Source organism: Pseudomonas kermanshahensis (genome assembly GCF_014269205.2).
GTDB classification, from domain to species: Bacteria; Pseudomonadota; Gammaproteobacteria; order Pseudomonadales; family Pseudomonadaceae; genus Aquipseudomonas; species Aquipseudomonas kermanshahensis.
The window spans coordinates 301,886-320,027 of sequence record NZ_JABWRY020000002.1 but is presented as its reverse complement, the minus strand read 5'-3'; the positions used below and the strand labels follow the sequence as shown (position 1 = coordinate 320,027).

Genomic DNA, 18,142 nt, shown 5'->3' with positions numbered 1-18,142 from the left:
TGGGAAACATCCCACGTAGATAGTGGACGGCATCACCGCGCAAATTCAGGTCCCTGAGAACAGACTGGGCGTCCGGAAATTCTTCAGGAGTACTTGGATGCGCCATTCTATAGTTGACTTGAAAAGTGTAAGGCGTGGCCTTACGATCAGTTCTCTATGATCAAGAGTTTCAGGCAACTGGCGTCTTGTGTTCCGCTTCGTTGGTACCGACGTGGAACTTGTCGATTATCTGGACTACCACTAGGAAGCTGAAACCCATGCCTATGTATGATCCACCCCATCCCGGTGAGTCTCTGCGCGAAGACGTTTTGCCTGCTATAGGCATGAGTGTCTCGGGGCTTGCACGCCATCTCGGCTATTCGCGGGGGCAACTGTCCACCGTACTCAATGGGCGTGCCGCCCTATCTGCGGACCTGGCTTATCGTCTTGAACTGGCGGGCCTCGGCGATGCGCGGCAGTACCTTGCCGAACAGGCGGCTTATGATCTCTGGCAAGCCGCGAACCGTGAGCACCCCCAGATTACGCGGCTGGTGTTTGCCTGAAACTCAATCCGCATCCGAATCAAACAACCGCTCCAACTCCACCCGCGCTTCCTTCGCCGTCTGCATCACCTTGGCCCGGTCATCGCGCACCTGCCCCTGCGCCTCCAGCACTTCTTCGTCATGCTGGGTGAACCGCGCAATACGGTCCGCCGCTTGTTCGTCACTCAACCCTAACCCCACCAGCGCACGGCGGGTCAGCTCCAGGCTTGAGTAGAACGTCTCGCGAATGGGCTCGGCACCCACGTCCACCAGCTTGTGCACATGCTGGCGGTTTCGTGCCCGGGCCAGCACTTTCAGGTGCGGGTACAGGCGCTTGACCCGCTCCGCCGTGCGGGTGGTGACTTCCGGGTCGTCGGTGGTGATCACGAAGTATTCCGCCTCGCCCACCTTGGCCGCATGCAGCACTTCGGGGCGCAGGGGGTCGCCGTAGAACACTGGGGCCTGCTCGAACATGCGGGTCATCTCGATGGCGTCCACCGAGGTTTCCAGGGCGATGAAGGGGATCTTCTGGGCACGCAGGATGCGCGAGACGATCTGCCCCATGCGGCCCATGCCTACGATCACCACGCGCGGTGCATCGGTCTGGATCTGCTTGTACTGTTCGGGCACTTCACGCTGCGGTTGCGGGCGCTTGAGGGCACGGGCGCAGCCGAGCATCAACAGGGGCGTGATGGCCATCGACAAGGTGATGGTCATCATCAGCAGGTCGTAGGTCTGGGTGTCGAACAAGCCTTGGTCCTTGCCCAGCTTGAACACAACGAAGGCGAACTCGCCACCCGCCGCCAGCACCATGCCCAAGCGCAGGGCGCTGGCGCTATTGAGGCCGCCGGCGAGCCGGCCGACCACTATCAGCAAGGTCAGCTTGACCGCGATCAGCAGCAGGGTCAGGCCCAGCAGCACCAGCGGCATTTCCAGCAGCAGGCTGAGGTTGGCGCCCATGCCGACACTGATGAAGAACAGCCCCAGCAACAGCCCTTTGAACGGTTCGATCTGCGATTCCAGCTCATGCCGGTACTCCGAGTCGGCCAGCAACAGGCCGGCCAGGAATGCACCCAAGGCCATGGAGATACCGGCCTCTTCCATCAGCCAGGCGGTGCCGATCACCACCAGCAGTGCGGTGGCGGTTGAAACTTCTGGCAGGCCGGTGCGAGCGACGATGCGGAACACCGGGCGCAGTAAGTAGCGGCCGCCCACGATGACCACGGCGATGCTGGCGAACACCTTCAGTGCATGTTCAAGGTTGTCACCGTGGCCGGTATCCGGGCCACTGGCGGCCAGCAGCGGGACCAGGGCAATCAGCGGAATGGCAGCGATGTCCTGGAACAGCAGGATGGCGAACGCCAGGCGACCGTGCGGCGCGTTGAGCTGCTTGCTTTCGGCCAGGCTCTGCAGGCCCAGGGCGGTGGATGACAGCGCCAGGCCCAGGCCCAGCACCAAGGCGGCGGCCAGTGACTGGGCGAAGCCGAACAGGGCGATGGCGCCAATCACTGCGCCGGTCAGCAGTACCTGCGCAGCGCCCACGCCGAACACCGACTTGCGCATCAGCCACAAACGCTTGGGCGACAGTTCCAGGCCGATGATGAACAACAGCAGCACCACGCCCAGTTCCGAGATGTGCGCGACGCTTTCGGTATCGCGGATCAGCCCCAGTGCCTGCGGGCCGATGGCCACGCCGGCCAGCAGGTAGCCGATCACGGCGCCCAGTTGCAGGCGCTTGGCCAGGGGAACAGCAAGGACCGCAGCGAGCAGGAAGATCACCGCGGTTTGCAGAAGGCTGCCTTCGTGTGGCATTGGCTCGTACTCCATGAGCTGCCGGGGCAGCGTTGAACAATGTGGCCGGCAATTTTGGGCATTGTGCGGGCGTCAGACAATCCGGCTTGAAGGAGAAACATTGTCCCGCCTATCAAGGCAATCAGCTGATCGCACGCGCATCGGCTCAGCTCTCGCCAAACTGCGCCCGGTACTGTGCCGGCGTCATGCCGATGCGCTCGCAAAACACCTTGCGCATATGCCGATCACTGCCAAACCCACAGCGTGCCGCCACCACCTTCAACGGCAGGTCGCTGCCTTCGAGCAGTTTGCGCGCCTGGTCAATGCGCGCATTTTGCAGGTACTGCAACGGCGTGATGCCGACCTCACGCTGGAATGTACGGGCAAAGTTGCGGCTGCTCATGGCCACCAGGTCGGCCATTTTCTGCACGGTAAAGGCCTGGTCTATATGGTCGACGATATAGGCCTGCACCCGCGCGGTTGGCGAATCATCACGCGGCACGGCCGCCAGCAACGGCCCATACGGGGTTTGCCCGCCCTGACGATGGCGAGCGACCAGCAGCACCTTGGCCACTTCCAGGGCCAGGGCCTTGCCGTGGTCTTCGGCGACCACGGCCAGCGCCAGGTCGATACCGGCGGTGATGCCGCCCGAGGTGATCAGGCAGCGGTCGATCACGTAGATCTGTTCGGTCTCGACGTTCGCCTCAGGGAAGGCCCGCGCCAGCCGTTCGACATAGTTCCAGTGGGTGGTGCAGCGATAGCCGCCGAGCAGGCCGGCCCGGCCCAGCAAGAACACGCCGGTGCAGATGGCACCAAATCGCTTGGCCCCGCGCACGGCCTGTGGCAGCCAGCGCTCAAGGCCCGGCAGGGCGACGTCATAGGCCCCTGGGCCGCCGGGTACCAGCAACAGGTCGACGGCTTCGGGCAGCTCTTCCAGGCGCAGGTCGGCCATCACCCTCAGCCCGCATGAACCGCGCACCGTACCCTGGCCTTCGGCCAAGGTGATCAGCCGGTACTGCCGCTCAGCGGGCAGAAACCGGTTGGCGATGGCAAAGGCGTCCATGGGGCCGGTGACATCCAGCAACAGCACATCATTGAACAGCACCATCGCCACGGTGCGGTGGGCGGGATTTTCCTGCATGCCTCTTTCGCCTTGAATGCGGGCCGCCGGGAGCGGCCCGAAACTGAATACGCGCGCATCTTAAGGTATTGGTATAGCGGTCAGGGCCAGCACTGCACAATTAAGAACTCTTCAGGTTTGGCTCAGGACTTTGTCATGACCCGGGGGCGAGACTTTCCTCATTGAACAGGAGAGTCGCCATGAGCCCTCTGACGATCCACAGCACCTCACCGGCCCCAGGCGCGCTGACCCCTGCGCGGCTGCGCCAGGCCAAGGAACTGATGCTGCACAGCCCTTTGTCGATCATCGAGATCGCTGGTGTGTGCAACCTGACCCGCAGCCATTTCTCGCGCGCGTTCAAGGTCAACACCGGTTTGTCGCCCCAGGCCTGGCGCCTGCTGGCGCGCATGGAGAAGGCCAAGCGCCTGCTGGCCACCGAGGTGCCGATCACCCATGTCAGCCTCGAATGTGGTTTCTGCGACCAGTCCCATTTCACCCGGGCATTCAGCCGCCTGGTCGGCCAGCCGCCCAAAGCCTGGCGGTTGACCACGCAAGGTGCCGCATCCGGCCCGCATTCTTAAGCGCCTTTTATCCATTGGTATACCACCTTCGGGTAGTACGCCTGAGTTTCACACCCTAAGCCCAATGCAAGGAGTTACCCTCATGAGCCAACCGGATTACAAGCGCCTGAACAAAGACGACGCCGTGGTGCTGCTGGTCGACCACCAGACCGGCCTGATCTCCCTGGTGCAGGACTTCTCGCCCAACGAGTTCAAGAACAACGTACTGGCCCTGGGCGACCTGGCCAAGTTCTTCGGCCTGCCGACCATCCTCACCACCAGCTTCGAACAAGGCCCCAACGGCCCGCTGGTGCCCGAGCTGAAAGAGATGTTCCCGGACGCGCCGTACATTGCCCGCCCTGGCCAGATCAACGCCTGGGACAACGAAGACTTCGTCAAGGCGATCAAGGCGACAGGCCGCAAGCAGCTGATCATCGCCGGCGTGGTCACTGACGTGTGCGTGGCCTTCCCGACCTTGTCGGCGCTGGCTGAAGGCTTCGAGGTGTTCGTGGTGACCGACGCTTCCGGTACCTTCAACGAAACCGTGCAGCAGGCCGCGTGGGTACGCATGACCCAAGCAGGCGCACACATGATGAACTGGTTCTCGGTGGCCTGTGAGCTGCACCGCGACTGGCGCAACGACATCGAAGGGCTGGGCAATCTGCTGTCGCAGCGGATTCCCAACTACCGCAACCTGATGAACAGCTATGCGGCGTTGAGCGCTCGCTGATCCACGCCTGCACAGCGACAAAAAAGCCGGCGCCCTCACAGGGCGCCGGCCTTTTCGTTTGCCACTAGCGGGTGATTACTTACCCGCCGTCAGCGCGTTGTAACTGGTCATCAAATTCCGATAATCCGGAATGTGGTTGGAGCACAGTGCTGCCAACCCTTCGACGTCATTGCGCCAGTCGCGGTGCAACTCACAGGCCACGCCGAACCAGGTCATCAGCTGCGCACCGGCACGGCTCATGCGGTCATGGGCGGCATCGCGGGTCATTGCATTGAAGGTGCCGGAAGCGTCGGTCACCACGAACACCTCGAACTCTTCTTCCAAGGCTGCCAGCGCCGGGAATGCCACACAGACCTCGGTCACTACACCGGCGATGATCAGCTGCTTCTTGCCAGTGGCCTTCACTGCCTTGACGAAATCTTCGTTGTCCCAGGCGTTGATCTGGCCTGGGCGGGCAATGTACGGAGCCTCTGGGAACAGCGCTTTCAGCTCGGGCACCAGCGGGCCGTTGGGGCCTTGCTCGAAGCTGGTGGTAAGGATGGTTGGCAGGTTGAAGAACTTGGCCAGGTCCGCCAGGGCCAGTACGTTGTTCTTGAATTTGTCCGGTTCGATGTCACGGACCAGGGACAACAGGCCAGCCTGGTGGTCGACCAGCAGCACAGCGGCGTCATCTTTGTTCAGGCGGTTGTAGGTGAATTTGCTCATGGTCCGTGCTCCTAAAAGGTTTTCGATGTTTTCAGTAAGTGGGGTGTTTCGCGTTGATGGGCACAGATTAAATTCATCACCTTTGCTGCGGTAGACTGCGAAAATTGCCTTTAGCGTTCCATTTGGAGAACGATCATTGGAAGACCTCAACTCCCTCTACTACTTCACCCAAGTCGTCGAGCACGGCGGCTTCGCCCCGGCCGGGCGGGCGCTGGACATGCCCAAGTCAAAACTCAGCCGACGCATTGCCGACCTTGAGGACCGCCTGGGCGTGCGCCTGCTGCACCGCACCAGCCGGCACTGCTCGTTGACCGAAATTGGCCAGGCCTACTACAACCGCTGCCTGGCCATGCGCGTGGAAGCCGAGGGCGCGGCGGAGATCATCGAGCGCAACCGCAGCGAGCCTCGCGGCCTGGTGCGCATCAGCTGCCCGACCACCCTGCTCAACTCCTGGGTCGGGCCAATGCTGACCCGTTACATGCTCAAGTACCCGCAGGTGGAGCTGTTCATCGAAAGCACCAACCGCCGCGTCGACCTGCTGCACGAAGGCTTCGACGTCGCGCTGCGCGTGCGCTTTCCGCCACTGGAAAACACCGACATGGTGATGAAGGTGCTGAGCAACAGCACCCAGTGCCTGGTGGGGCATCCGCAGTACCTGGCGCAACTGCCCGAAGGCTTCGACCCGCAGCTGCTTGGCACGCTGCCCAGCGTGCATTGGGGCAGCGCCCAGCGTGAGTACCAATGGGAGCTGTTCCAGGGCGAGGACATGAGCCGCAGCATCGTGATCCCGCACACGCCGCGCATGGTCACCGACGACCTGTTCGCGCTGCGGCATTTTGTAGTGGCCGGGGTTGGCATCGCGCACTTGCCACGTGTGGCCGTGCGCGAAGACTTGGCCGAGGGCCGGCTGGTGGAGCTGCTGCCGGAGTGGCACCCGCGGTGCGGCATCGTGCATGCGATCTTCCCGTCACGGCGCGGGTTGTTGCCGTCGGTGCGGTCGCTGATCGATCACCTGGCCGAGGAGTTCGCGATCAGCGACATGGCCTGAGTCAGTTGCTGTCAGTACCGGCCTCTTCGCGGGCCCAGCGCCCTGGAGACCACGCGGTCCCTGTGGGAGCGGGCTTGCCCCGCGAAGAGGCCAGCACACCCTTACAAGACCTTGGCCTACGCTTGCCTCACAGTCTCGGATCATCCACCCCGGAGCCCTCATGATCCGCGCCAATCACGGACCAGGCCGCGCCCTGCTCGCCTCCCTCGCCCTTTGCCCCGCATTCAGCCAGGCAGATGAACCCGGCTGGTCGCTGCTCAGCCGCAACTACTTCCTGCACAGCGACTTCCGCTCGCCTTCCGGCAGCGGCCAAAACTACCGTCAGGAATGGGCCCAAGGCTTCATCGGTGAAATCCGTTCGGGGTTCACCGAAGGCACGGTGGGTGTTGGCATCGACGCGCATGGCTTTCTCGGCCTCAAGCTAGACGGTGGCCGCGGCCATGCCGGTACCGGCTTGCTGCCGCGTGACAGCGGTGGCCGTGCCGAGTCCGACTATTCCAGCGCCGGTGCAGCCCTCAAGCTACGCCTGGGCAATACCCTGCTGCGCTACGGCGAGATGACTGTCGAGACACCGGTGTTCGACACCGGCGACAAACGCCTGCACCCCGAATACGCCACGGGTTGGTTGCTGGAGAACACCGACCTGCCCGACTGGCGCCTGCAGGCGGGCCGCTTCACTGCGTTCAACAACCAGGACAACAGCTCGACCCACGACGATTTCGCCGGCTACGGCGCCACCACCCATGGCCGCGCTATCAGCCTGGCCGGCGCCACGTTCGCCCCCGATGGCCCGTTCGGCGGTGCGCTGTACGCCAGCCAGCTGCAAGACACCTGGCGCCAGGCCTACCTCAATCTCAACCTGGCCGAGGGCAATTGGCGCCTGGACGGCAACCTCTACAAAACCCGTGATACCGGCAACGCCAGCGCTGGTGCCATCGACACCACCGCCTACAGCCTGGCGGGCAAGTACCGCTTCGGTGCCCAGGCGCTGACCCTGGCCTACCAGAAGGTCGAGGGCGACACCCCCTTCGACTTCGTCGGCGGCGACTCCATCTACCTGGCCAACTCGATCAAGTACGCCGACTTCAACGGCCCCGGCGAGCGTTCGTGGCAACTGCGTTACGACCTCGACTTCGCCACCCTCGGCATGCCCGGCCTGAGCCTGATGGGCCGCTACGTCAGCGGCCGCGGTGTCGATGGCACGCATGCCCCGGCAGGTGGCGCCTACACGGCGCTACAGGGCCAGGGCGGGCGCCACTGGGAGCGCGATGTCGACCTCAAGTACGTGGTGCAGTCCGGCGCCGCCAAAGACCTCAGCCTGGCGCTGTCCCACGTCAGCCACCGCGCCAACCAAGCCCAGGCGGGCGATGATATCGACCGCTTCTACGTGATCATCGAATACCCGCTCAAAGGCGGCTTTTGAACAAAAAAGGGGCCTCTACGGGCCCCTTTCCTCATGTCAACTTAGAACGCAAAACACGAACACCCCAACGCCCCCCAGAACCCTTGGAAGTCGTTCACCGGCACGCTGGAATGCCGCGCCTTTTCGTGGCTGTGTGCATGCACCCCACACGGCCCGCTGCACTGGTGCACCGCCGCGGCCAGCGATGGCGTACCCACACGCCAGTGCCCTGGCACCTTGGCCACCGGCGACCATTCCGGCAGTACCGGTACCTGCGGTGGGCCGAGCCTGTCGAACTCGCCAGCAGCGTACACGACCTTGCCGTCAACGATGGTCAGCACCGACTCGATGCCCTTGATCGCTTCTTCCTCAACACTGAAAAAGTCCAGCGACAACGCCGCCAAGTCCGCCAACTGGCCAACCTTGATCTGGCCCTTCTTGCCCTGCTCGCTGGAGAACCAGGCGCTGCCCTGCGTGAACAATTGCAGCGCGGTGTCGCGGCTCAGGCCCTCGGGGTACAGCTCCATGCCGCCGACGGTTTTGCCGCTGACCAGCCAGTACAGCGAAGTCCACGGGTTGTAGCTGGAGACGCGGGTTGCGTCGGTACCAGCCCCAACCGGCACGCCCATGTCGAGCATGCGTTTGATCGGCGGAGTCTGCTCGGCAGCCTTGGCGCCGTAGCGGTCGACGAAGTACTCACCTTGGAAGGCCATGCGGTCCTGGATGGCGATACCGCCGCCCAAGGCGCGCACGCGCTCGATGTTCTGCGGGGTGATGGTCTCGGCGTGGTCGAAGAACCACGGCAGGCCATTGAACGGGATGTCGCGGTTGACCTTCTCGAACACATCCAGCATGCGCGTGATGGATTCGTTGTAGGTGGCGTGCAGGCGGAACGGCCAGCGCTGCTCGACCAGGTGGCGTACCACCGGTTCCAGCTCTTCTTCCATGGTTTGCGGCAGGTCCGGGCGCGGCTCGAGGAAGTCCTCGAAGTCGGCCGCGGAGAACACCAGCATCTCACCCGCGCCGTTATGGCGCAGGAAGTCGGTGCCGCTGTGCAGCTTGACGCTGGAGGTCCACTTCTTGAAGTCGTCGAGTTCTTCCTTGGGCTTCTGGGTGAACAGGTTGTAAGCGATACGCACGGTCAGCTGGTTGTTGTCTGCCAGCTCCTGGATCACCGAGTAATCGTCGGGGAAGTTCTGGTAGCCGCCCCCCGCATCGATGGCGCTGGTCAGGCCCAGGCGGTTGAGCTCACGCATGAACTGGCGGGTCGAGTTGACCTGGTACTCCAGCGGCAGCTTCGGCCCTTTGGCCAGGGTGGCGTAGAGGATCATCGCGTTAGGGCGGGCGATGAGCATGCCGGTCGGCTCGCCGAACTTGTTGCGCTGGATCTCGCCACCCGGCGGGTTCGGCGTGTCCTTGGTGTAACCCACGGCTTTGAGCGCGGCGCGGTTGAGCAGCGCGCGGTCGTACAGGTGCAGCAGGAACACTGGGGTATCGGGCGCGGCCTGGTTGATTTCTTCCAGGGTCGGCATGCGCTTTTCAGCGAACTGGAACTCGTTCCAGCCACCGACCACACGCACCCACTGCGGGGTCGGGGTACGGGCGGCTTGGTCCTTGAGCATGCGCAGGGCATCGGCTACCGAAGGTACGCCTTCCCAGCGCAGCTCCAGGTTGTAGTTCAGGCCACCGCGGATCAGGTGCAGGTGGGAGTCGTTCAGGCCCGGGATGACCGTGCGCTGCTTGAGGTCGATGATCTGCGTGGTGGCGCTTTTGTGGGCCATGGCTTCGGCGTCGCTGCCGACGGCGATGAAGCGGCCGTCCTTGATGGCGACGGCGGTGGCGGTGGGCTTCTCACGGTCGACAGTGTGCAGTTTGCCATTGAACAGAATGAGGTCGGCGGTCATGGAGCCTCCTTGAGTGGATGCATGGGCGGAACCGGCGGAGCCGGCGAAGGGCAATGCGGACCAGAGCGCGCCGGCGGCACCGAGCACGGTGCTGGTGGCGAGGAACTGGCGACGGCTCTTGTCGTTAGGGTCCTGGGACATGGTCTTCTCCGTCTGGGTGCGGCAGCGGCAAGCGCAACTGCGGAGCATGCCGGCTCAAGCCTGGTCAGGGATTGCATGGATGTGCGGTGGGTTGAAGAAGGTTAGCCCTGTTCACGTTTTGTGCTGCCAGGGCCGGCCTCTTCGCGGGCAAGCCCGCTCCCACTGGGGCATCACATGCCCCAAAAGCTGTGTTGATCCTGTGGGAGCGGGTTTACCGGGGCGCCGGACCGCCGCGAATGCCTCACACCGTCATCGCTGGAGGAACGCCAACAAGTCTTCATTCAGCTGCTGCGCATGCGTCACGGCAAACCCATGCGGCGCACCTTCATACACCTTCAGCTCGGCCCCACGAATCAACTCGGCGGCTTTCTTGCCCGTGGTCTCGAACGGCACGATCTGGTCCGCGTCACCGTGAATCACCAAGGTCGGCACCTCGATCTTGGCCATGTCCGGGCGGAAGTCGGTCTTGGAGAACGCGGTGACGCAATCCAGCGTGCCCTTGATCGAGGCCAGCAGCGCGATGTTCAGGGTCTGCGTCAGCACCCCCTGGGACACCTGCTGCCCTTGGTTCAAGCCATAAAACGGCGTGGCAAAATCGGCGATGAACTGCGCCCGGTCGGCACGCAGGCCCGCCTGAATGCCCTCGAACACCGCAGCCTCGACCCCCTCAGGGTTGTCATCCCGCTGGCCAAACACCGGCGTCACCGCCCCCAGCAGCACAAGCCCGGCCACCCGCTCGTTACCATGGCGCGCGATGTAGCGGCTGACATCGCCACCGCCCATGGAGAAGCCCACCAAGGTCACTTCACGCAGGTCGAGGTGTTCGATCAGTTGGGCGATGTCATCGGCAAACGTGTCGTAGTCATAGCCATTCCACGGCTGGCTCGACCGGCCGAAACCACGGCGGTCGAAGGCGATGGCGCGATAGCCACGGCTGACCAGGAATTCCATCTGCGAATCCCACATGTCGGCGTCCAACGGCCAACCATGGCTGAACAGCACGGGCTTGCCGCTGCCCCAGTCCTTGAAATAGAGCGAAGTGCCATCGCGGGTTACGAGTGTGCTCATATCGGTATCTCCTTGAAAGTCTATAGGGAAGGGGCTGAATCAGCCACGCAGCCAGTTGGCGCAGCGGCGGGTTACCCACGGCATGATGTAGAACACCACGGGCAGGATGACAAACAGGTTGACGATCAGGTTGCCGGTGATCGCGCCGCCCAAGTGCGGAAAGCGCGCGAACAACGGCGCCAGCAGTTGCGGAATGACCATGGTCATCGGGCAGATCACCAGGTAGGTCAGCAACGCTTGCTTCCAGCGCGGCGGTTGTGCCGCCGTGGTGCTCGGTGGGGTGAACCAGAACTCTGGGTCTTCATGAACCTGGGTGTTGTCACCCTCCTCCAGCAGCGGCAGCACCTGGCTGACCAGCGTCTGGCGCTCGGTGGAGTTGACCCAGGCCTGCAGCAGGCTGGCATCGCTGAAGCGCACCACGGTGGTGAAGTGGCGGCCGCCGTCTTCGGGGCGGATCACGTTGACGTCGAGGTGGCCGGGTTGGCGGCGCGCGGCACTGACCGTGTGCTTGAGCCAGTCCTCGTAGCCGGCCAGCGCCTCGGCGCGAACCTTGTGCTGGATGACCAGGGTGACCACGTTGCGGTTGTCTTGGAGTGCGGTGTTCATCGACATTCCTTGGGATGAGCTGGCCCGCACTCACTGTGCAACAGCGAACGGGCGGAGGATTGAATGGGTGTGCTGCCCTTGCCGGGCACCGACGGTCGGTGCCCGGTGCGCGGCGGGTTACTTGCCGGCGTTGAAGGCGTTGTAGCTGGTCATCAGGTTGCGGTAGTCCGGGATGTGGTTGGAGCACAGCGCCGCCAGGCCTTCGACGTCATTGCGCCAGTCGCGGTGCAGCTCACAGGCCACGCCGAACCAGGTCATCAGCTGCGCACCGGCCTGGCTCATGCGGTCATGGGCGGCATCGCGGGTCATCGCATTGAAGGTGCCGGACGCATCGGTTACCACGAACACCTCGAACTCTTCTTCCAAGGCTGCCAGGGCCGGGAAGGCGACGCAGACCTCAGTCACTACGCCGGCGATGATCAGCTGCTTCTTGCCGGTCGCCTTTACCGCTTTGACGAAGTCTTCGTTGTCCCAGGCGTTGATCTGGCCTGGGCGGGCGATGTAAGGGGCGTCTGGGAACAGCGCTTTCAATTCAGGCACCAGCGGGCCGTTGGGGCCTTGCTCGAAGCTGGTGGTGAGGATGGTTGGCAGGTTGAAGAACTTGGCCAGGTCGGCCAGGGCCAGCACGTTGTTCTTGAACGCGTCTGGCTCGATGTCGCGGACCAGGGACAGCAGGCCAGCCTGGTGGTCGACCAGCAGCACAGCGGCGTCGTCTTTGTTCAGGCGGTTGTATTTGAATGGGGCCATGGTCGTTGCTCCTAAGGGTTTTGATGTTCAGTAAGTTGGGTGTTTCGCGTTGATGGGAGAAGATTAAAACCATCACCTTTGGAGCGGTAGATAGCGGTTTTTGGCTTTAGCGTTCTGTTTTGTGAACGATTGATTGGCAGGCCTGTAAACCGGCAAGCCGGCTTCATGGACGCTGGGCTTGTTGAAGACCACAAGCCAATTCCTACGCCATGCTTCGTCTGAGGAAAATCCCTACAAGTAGTGTCGATACCGATCTGATTGTTCGTGTTGCCCGTGATACCTAGGCTTGTGGACTTGCCGTCGCTTCAGCAATCGCTAGTCGCCAGGTACTTCTTTGAACCCCCCTATCTCGCCCGCGAAAATCACTGAGAAAACGTGTCAGAGCACTTGGTTGGATAGGGGGTTGCCAGACCTCAGGTCTCTTGACCGTGAAATGCGTGCACAAGCCATCGATGAGGTCGCTGCAGCAGGCACCCATGAGGGCGCCATCGAGCGGGTTGCTCACCACCTAGGCTTGAGCAACTCATCGAGCGCCTTTGTGGTCATCAACACACCCTTGGGGGATGTTCAGATTCGACGCAGCTGCATCCATCACATCGTCGAGAAAAGGCAAGATGCGCGGGAGCGCTACATCCAAGTCGCTGTGGATACCCTGACCGGGCCGTTTGAGGTGTGGAGCGTGGCCTATACCAACGACACACATAGGTTGGCATTTATAGGGGTATATGAAGCCAAGCGGCAGATGCTGGCGATCGTTACGCTCGAGAGCGGAAAAATACTGTGGAATTTCATGCAGTGCGACGCGAAAGCACTCAACAAGCACCGCCATGGCGAACTGCTGTACAAGCGCTATGAGTTTCTGCCGGGCAAAGAAAAGGGCCACTGTCACCAGTAGCCCTGAATAGACGCTTGATATTCATATACACACCCTCAAGCCGGGGTGTGGAGGTCTCACCCTGCGCTGATGATTCAGCCATCGACGGGGTTCCTACGCCAGTTACTGCCGCTGAATGGCAACTGGTTTCGCGCTCGGGTAAAACGCTATCACAGTCTTTGAGCAAGTCAACAGCTTTGCGGCAATGCGGGATGTAGTTGGAGCACAGCCCGCGACCCCTTCGACCACAGGGCAACGGCCTTGACCGTCAGATACAACTTACCCGTCCCCCATTGCCTGCCTGCCCAACCTGCTCTATTACTACGCACAGCCCTCCCCTCACCCCCGAGACCACCATGCTGGCTTTCATCCAGTCGTCCCCGTTGTTGCTCGGCACTTCACTGATCCTGCTCGACCTGATTCTCTGGCAACTGATCCCCCTCCAACGCCGGGCCTGGCGTATCGGCTCGCGGCTGGTGATTTTCCTGCTGTTCAGCTGGGTGCTGCTGGCCGCGGGCATGAGCCCTTTGCAGCCGCCGCCATGGCCTGACGATGTGTCGCGCAACCTGATGGCGACAGTGCTGACGATCGGCTGGTGGCTGTTCGGTGCGCGCACGGTGACTGTGGTGTTTGGGCTGTTGCTGGTGGCGCGTGGTAGCCATGGCGGGCGGTTGCTGCAGGATGTGCTGGGGGCGCTGATCTTTTTGGCGGCGGTGGTGGCGGCGGCGGGCTATGTGATGCAACTGCCGGTGAAGGGGCTGCTGGCCACCTCCGGGGTGATGGCCATCGTCATCGGCCTGGCGCTGCAAAGCACCTTGGCCGACGTGTTCAGCGGCATCGTGCTGAACACGACGCGGCCGTATCAGATCGGCGATGCCATCTCCATCGACGGCACCGAAGGCAAGGTGCTGGACATCGACTGGCGTGCCACGCGGCTGCTGACCAGTGCCGGCAGCCTGGCGGTGATCCCCAATTCGGTGGCGGCCAAAGCCAAACTGCTCAACCACAGCCGCCCGCCTGACGTGCATGGGGTGTCGATCAGTGTGGTGGTGCCGGCCAAGGTGCGCCCCAAGCGGGTGTTCGATGCGCTGGAAAAGGCCCTGCAGGGCACGCGCGCGATACTCGCCACGCCCAAGCCCAAGGTCACGGTGAAGGCTTCGACCCTGGAGTCGGTGGAGTACGAAGCCAGTGGCTTCATTGCCGACATGGGCGGCAAGACCGACGCGCGCAATCAGCTGTTCGACCTGGCCCATCGGCACCTGGAGGCCAGTGGCGTGATGTGGAACGTCGACCTGGCCCTGCCGCCGCGCAGCCGCCAACGCGAGGTGCTGGATGAAGTGCGGGTGTTCCGCTCGCTGAGCGATGAAGAGCGCGATGCGCTGAGCCAGCGCATGACGGCCGTGGAATACCTGGCGGACCAAGTGATCCTGGGTGTGGGCGAGCGCTCGGACCACCTGCTGGTGATTGGCAGCGGCGTGGTTTCAGCGTCGATTCGCGATGGTGACAAGCTGCTGGAGGCCGGGCGCATGGGGCCGGGGGAAGTGCTGGGGATCGAGGGCATCATCGACGAAGACGACGGCTTTGCCGAGTTCCGCACGCTGACCAGTTGCGTGCTTTACCGCATCGACAAGGAACAGGTGAAGAGCTGCCTGGTGCAGCGGGGCGAGGTGCAGACGGCGTTGAGCAAGTTGCAGCGGTTCAGGCGGCAGAGCCGGGAGTCGTTGTTGCTGCAGAAGCCGGCCCTGATCAAGAAAGGTGGCTTTCTCAGTTGGTTGCACAAGTAATATTTTCCACTGTGCTGGCCTCTTCGCGGGGCAAGCCCGCTCCCACAGATACATCGCAAAGGTTGAATTCACCGGTGTACTTGTGGGAGCGGGCTTGCCCCGCGAAGAGGCCAGTGGCTACAACACCACCCTCAAGCACTGCCCCGCGTGGTACAGCGAGAACCCGGACTCGTAGAACGCCGTGCGCAGCGACGGGGCGCTCACCCCGGTCATCGGCGAGAACGGAATCGGCAGGCTGTCCGCTTCGTCCTTGAGCAAGAACTCGGCAAACGCTCGCCCGATCACGGTCCCGGTGGTGTTGCCGCGGCCGTTGTAACCGGTCACCGCCACCAGCCCCGGCGCCGGCTCGAACAGGCGCATCAGGTGGTCGGGGGTAAAGTCGATGCAGCCGGTCCAGTGCATCTCCCACTCGACCTTGCCCAGCTCAGGGTAGTAATGGCTCTGAATACGGTCAGCCCAGCTGCGCACGAACCAGGCCGGCTTGTTGTCGACCCGGCCTAGGCTGCCGAGCAGCAGGCGGCCCTGGTCGTCGCGGCGGATGCTGCTGAGCACAGTGCGGGTGTCCCAGGAGCCCTGGCCATGCGGCAGCACCTTGTCGGCGGCAGCGCCGTGCAGCGGCTTGGACGCGACCTGGTAGTAGTAACCGCGGAAGAACTGCTTCTGCAGGTTGCTCCAGTCGCCTTCGGTGTAGGCACCGGTGGAAATCACCACCTTGTCGGCGCGCACCGAGCCACGTGCCGTTTTCACGCGCCAGCCATCGCCTTCGCGCTCCAGGCCCTCGACCGAGGACTGCTGGAACACCTTGCCACCCAGGCGCGAAACCGCAGCGGCCAGGCCTTGGGTGTAACCCATGGGGTTGATGGTGCCGGCGCGGCGGTCGAGCAGCGCGGCGGAAATCTTGTCGGTACCGCAGTATTCCTGGCACTGGGCGCCGGTCAGCAGTTCGACGTCAGCGCCGCGGCGGCTCCATTGTTCATGGCGGGCTTCGAGGTCGGCGATGCCGGTGGCGTTGTGCGCCATGTGCAGCGTGCCTTTGTGCTGGGCTTGGCAGTCGATGCCCAGGCGCTCGATCATGGCGAATACCTCGCCCGGTGCTTCGCCAAGCACTTTGTTCAAGCGGCTGCCCTGCTTCTGGCCGAGGGTCGCCTCGACGTCGTCGGGGCGGATCCAGGTGCCGGCATTGACCAGGCCGACGTTACGTCCGGAGCCACCGTGGCCGATCTTCCAGGCTTCCAGCAAGATCACCGACTTGCCCTGTTCGAGCAGGTGGATCGCTGCGGACAGGCCGGTGATGCCGCCACCGATGACACAGACATCGGCCTTGTGCTCACCGGCCAGGGCCTGGGCGGCGACGGTCGGTTTGCTGACGAATTCCCACAAGCATTGTTGACGCAGTTCGGACATGGCCGGCTCCAGCAGTGTTGTTCTTATTGCGGGTGCATCTGGTTTTGTTGGGGCCACTTTGCGGCCCATTCGCGGGACAAGCCCGCTCCCACAGGGACCACACAGGCCTGAAAGGCAGCGGGGATCCTGTGGGAGCGGGCTTGCCCCGCGAACCGGGGGCAAAGCCCCCGGCCATGCAGCATCAGTCGAACACGATACCCTGCGCCAGCGGCAGCTCACGCGAGTAGTTGACGGTGTTGGTCTGACGACGCATGTAGCCTTTCCAGGCATCCGAACCGGATTCACGACCACCGCCGGTTTCTTTTTCGCCACCAAACGCACCGCCGATCTCGGCGCCGCTGGTGCCGATGTTGACGTTGGCGATGCCGCAGTCGCTGCCCGAGGCACTCTGGAAGCGCTCGGCTTCACGGATGTCGGTGGTGAAGATGCACGAGGACAGGCCTTGTGGCACTTCGTTGTTCAGGCGCAGGGCCTCTTCGAAATCATCGTAGGCCAGCACGTAGAGGATCGGCGCGAAAGTCTCGTGGCGAACCACGTCGCTCTGGGCCGGCATCTCGGCGATGGCTGGGGACACGTAGTAGGCGTTCGGGTACTGGTCAGCCAGCTGACGCTCGCCGCCAAACACCTGGCCACCTTCGTCGCGGGCCTTGGCCAGCGCGCCCTGCATGGCGTCGAACGACAGTTTGTCGATCAGCGGGCCCACCAGGTTGTCTTTGCGTGGGTCACCGATACGTACTTTGCCGTAGGCGGCTTTGACGCGGGCAACCACTTCGTCCTTGATCGAGCGGTGCACGATCAGGCGGCGCAGGGTGGTGCAGCGCTGGCCCGCAGTACCCACGGCGGAGAACAGGATGCCGCGCACAGCCAGGTCCAGGTCCGCGCTCGGGGCCAGGATCATGGCGTTGTTGCCGCCCAGTTCGAGAATGCTGCGGCCGAAGCGTGCGGCAACACGTGGGCCGACTTCACGGCCCATGCGGGTGCTGCCCGTGGCGCTGACCAGCGGCACACGTGGGTCATCGACCATCGCTTCGCCCGCTTCACGGCCCCCGATGACCAGTTGCGCCAGGCCAGCCGGTGCATCGCCAAAGGCTTTCAGGGCTTTTTCGAACAGCGCCTGGCAGGCCAGGGCGGTCAGTGGGGTCTTTTCCGACGGTTTCCACACCACCGAGTTACCGGCCACCAGGGCCAGCGCGGTGTTCCAGGCCCAGACGGCAACCGGGAAGTTGAAGGCGCTGATCACGCCAACCACGCCCAGCGGGTGCCAGGTTTCACGCATGTGGTGGCCAGGGCGCTCGGAGGCGATGGTCAGGCCGTACAGCTGACGCGACAGGCCGACGGCGAAGTCGCAGATGTCGATCATTTCCTGGACTTCGCCCAGGCCTTCCTGGGTGATCTTGCCGGCTTCGATCGAAACCAGTTCGCCGAGGTCGGCCTTGTGTTCACGCAGCACTTCACCGAACAGGCGGACCAGCTCGCCACGGCGTGGGGCCGGCACGGTGCGCCAGGCGTCGAAGGCGCTTTGCGCCTGATCGATGCGGGCGATGGTCTCGGCCTTGCCGAGCAGTTTCACCGAGGCGATCTGGCTGCCGTCGATCGGCGTGTGAACAGGGTAGTCGCCCTGGGTGTAAGCCTCGGCGGCAACGCCAAGGCGCTCGAGCAATCCAGCAACCATTTGTGCATCTCCTACATCGGTGATGGGGTGGAAAAATGATGTGGATCAGTATTAATCCGATCACA

The 18,142-nt window shown here is 63.1% G+C and carries 16 protein-coding genes and 1 pseudogene; 8 read left to right on the top strand and 9 right to left on the bottom strand.

Annotated elements, in window-relative coordinates:
• Nucleotides 1-166: 166 nt before the first annotated feature.
• Both HU764_RS27800 and HU764_RS25915 read left to right on the top strand, forming a co-directional pair.
• Nucleotides 167-244, top strand: a pseudogene (locus tag HU764_RS27800) (type II toxin-antitoxin system RelE/ParE family toxin); the annotation flags it as partial.
• A 13-nt stretch (nucleotides 245-257) separates the two neighbouring features.
• Nucleotides 258-542, top strand: a complete 285-nt coding sequence (locus tag HU764_RS25915) for a HigA family addiction module antitoxin (RefSeq protein WP_099430780.1) — start codon at nucleotides 258-260, stop codon at nucleotides 540-542.
• Between the two features lie 3 nt (nucleotides 543-545).
• Here the strand turns inward: HU764_RS25915 and HU764_RS25910 are convergent, their stop codons facing one another.
• Both HU764_RS25910 and HU764_RS25905 read right to left on the bottom strand, forming a co-directional pair.
• Nucleotides 546-2,333: a monovalent cation:proton antiporter-2 (CPA2) family protein gene (locus HU764_RS25910; RefSeq protein ID WP_186681454.1), complete on the bottom strand. Its 1,788-nt coding sequence runs from the start codon at nucleotides 2,331-2,333 to the stop codon at nucleotides 546-548.
• Between the two features lie 145 nt (nucleotides 2,334-2,478).
• Nucleotides 2,479-3,453 (bottom strand): GlxA family transcriptional regulator, encoded by a 975-nt coding sequence (locus HU764_RS25905; protein WP_186703081.1) that lies wholly within the window; start codon nucleotides 3,451-3,453, stop codon nucleotides 2,479-2,481.
• A 179-nt stretch (nucleotides 3,454-3,632) separates the two neighbouring features.
• Here HU764_RS25905 and HU764_RS25900 point away from each other — a divergent pair, with 179 nt between their 5' ends.
• Nucleotides 3,633-4,013 carry a helix-turn-helix domain-containing protein gene (locus HU764_RS25900; RefSeq protein WP_186681456.1) on the top strand — a complete coding sequence of 127 codons (381 nt, stop codon included), beginning with the start codon at nucleotides 3,633-3,635 and terminating at the stop codon, nucleotides 4,011-4,013.
• 82 nt (nucleotides 4,014-4,095) lie between these two features.
• Nucleotides 4,096-4,722, top strand: coding sequence for an isochorismate family cysteine hydrolase YcaC (gene ycaC, locus HU764_RS25895; RefSeq protein ID WP_027592192.1), 627 nt, complete (start codon nucleotides 4,096-4,098; stop codon nucleotides 4,720-4,722).
• Between the two features lie 75 nt (nucleotides 4,723-4,797).
• Here the strand turns inward: ycaC (HU764_RS25895) and ycaC (HU764_RS25890) are convergent, their stop codons facing one another.
• A complete protein-coding gene (gene ycaC, locus HU764_RS25890; RefSeq protein WP_099430781.1) occupies nucleotides 4,798-5,427 on the bottom strand; it encodes an isochorismate family cysteine hydrolase YcaC in 630 nt (209 codons plus the stop codon).
• A gap of 136 nt (nucleotides 5,428-5,563) precedes the next feature.
• Here ycaC (HU764_RS25890) and HU764_RS25885 point away from each other — a divergent pair, with 136 nt between their 5' ends.
• Together HU764_RS25885 and HU764_RS25880 are read left to right on the top strand one after the other, a co-directional pair.
• The gene (locus tag HU764_RS25885) at nucleotides 5,564-6,475 is read left to right on the top strand and encodes a LysR substrate-binding domain-containing protein (RefSeq protein ID WP_027592190.1); all 912 of its coding nucleotides are present in this window, start codon (nucleotides 5,564-5,566) and stop codon (nucleotides 6,473-6,475) included.
• A gap of 160 nt (nucleotides 6,476-6,635) precedes the next feature.
• Nucleotides 6,636-7,898: an OprD family porin gene (locus HU764_RS25880; RefSeq protein ID WP_186703080.1), complete on the top strand. Its 1,263-nt coding sequence runs from the start codon at nucleotides 6,636-6,638 to the stop codon at nucleotides 7,896-7,898.
• 41 nt (nucleotides 7,899-7,939) lie between these two features.
• On the opposite strand, the gene HU764_RS25875 is transcribed toward HU764_RS25880, so the two are convergent.
• The 4 genes from HU764_RS25875 to ycaC (HU764_RS25860) all read right to left on the bottom strand — a co-directional run bounded on the left by HU764_RS25875 (nucleotide 7,940) and on the right by ycaC (HU764_RS25860) (nucleotide 12,343).
• Nucleotides 7,940-9,781, bottom strand: a complete 1,842-nt coding sequence (locus HU764_RS25875) for an amidohydrolase (protein WP_027592188.1) — start codon at nucleotides 9,779-9,781, stop codon at nucleotides 7,940-7,942.
• A 390-nt stretch (nucleotides 9,782-10,171) separates the two neighbouring features.
• The gene (locus HU764_RS25870; protein WP_186703079.1) at nucleotides 10,172-10,990 is read right to left on the bottom strand and encodes an alpha/beta fold hydrolase; all 819 of its coding nucleotides are present in this window, start codon (nucleotides 10,988-10,990) and stop codon (nucleotides 10,172-10,174) included.
• Nucleotides 10,991-11,029: 39 nt separating this feature from the next.
• Nucleotides 11,030-11,596, bottom strand: coding sequence for an antibiotic biosynthesis monooxygenase (locus tag HU764_RS25865; protein WP_027592186.1), 567 nt, complete (start codon nucleotides 11,594-11,596; stop codon nucleotides 11,030-11,032).
• A gap of 117 nt (nucleotides 11,597-11,713) precedes the next feature.
• Nucleotides 11,714-12,343: an isochorismate family cysteine hydrolase YcaC gene (gene ycaC, locus HU764_RS25860; RefSeq protein ID WP_085272178.1), complete on the bottom strand. Its 630-nt coding sequence runs from the start codon at nucleotides 12,341-12,343 to the stop codon at nucleotides 11,714-11,716.
• Between the two features lie 433 nt (nucleotides 12,344-12,776).
• Here ycaC (HU764_RS25860) and HU764_RS25855 point away from each other — a divergent pair, with 433 nt between their 5' ends.
• Nucleotides 12,777-13,238, top strand: coding sequence for a PBECR2 nuclease fold domain-containing protein (locus tag HU764_RS25855; protein WP_159455775.1), 462 nt, complete (start codon nucleotides 12,777-12,779; stop codon nucleotides 13,236-13,238).
• 335 nt (nucleotides 13,239-13,573) lie between these two features.
• Nucleotides 13,574-15,001 carry a mechanosensitive ion channel family protein gene (locus tag HU764_RS25850; protein WP_186681468.1) on the top strand — a complete coding sequence of 476 codons (1,428 nt, stop codon included), beginning with the start codon at nucleotides 13,574-13,576 and terminating at the stop codon, nucleotides 14,999-15,001.
• Nucleotides 15,002-15,118: 117 nt separating this feature from the next.
• Here HU764_RS25850 and amaA read toward each other — a convergent pair whose 3' ends face one another.
• Nucleotides 15,119-16,405 (bottom strand): L-pipecolate oxidase, encoded by a 1,287-nt coding sequence (gene amaA / locus HU764_RS25845; protein ID WP_027592183.1) that lies wholly within the window; start codon nucleotides 16,403-16,405, stop codon nucleotides 15,119-15,121.
• Nucleotides 16,406-16,586: 181 nt separating this feature from the next.
• Nucleotides 16,587-18,077 carry an L-piperidine-6-carboxylate dehydrogenase gene (gene amaB, locus HU764_RS25840; RefSeq protein ID WP_012274799.1) on the bottom strand — a complete coding sequence of 497 codons (1,491 nt, stop codon included), beginning with the start codon at nucleotides 18,075-18,077 and terminating at the stop codon, nucleotides 16,587-16,589.
• Nucleotides 18,078-18,142 lie beyond the last annotated feature (65 nt).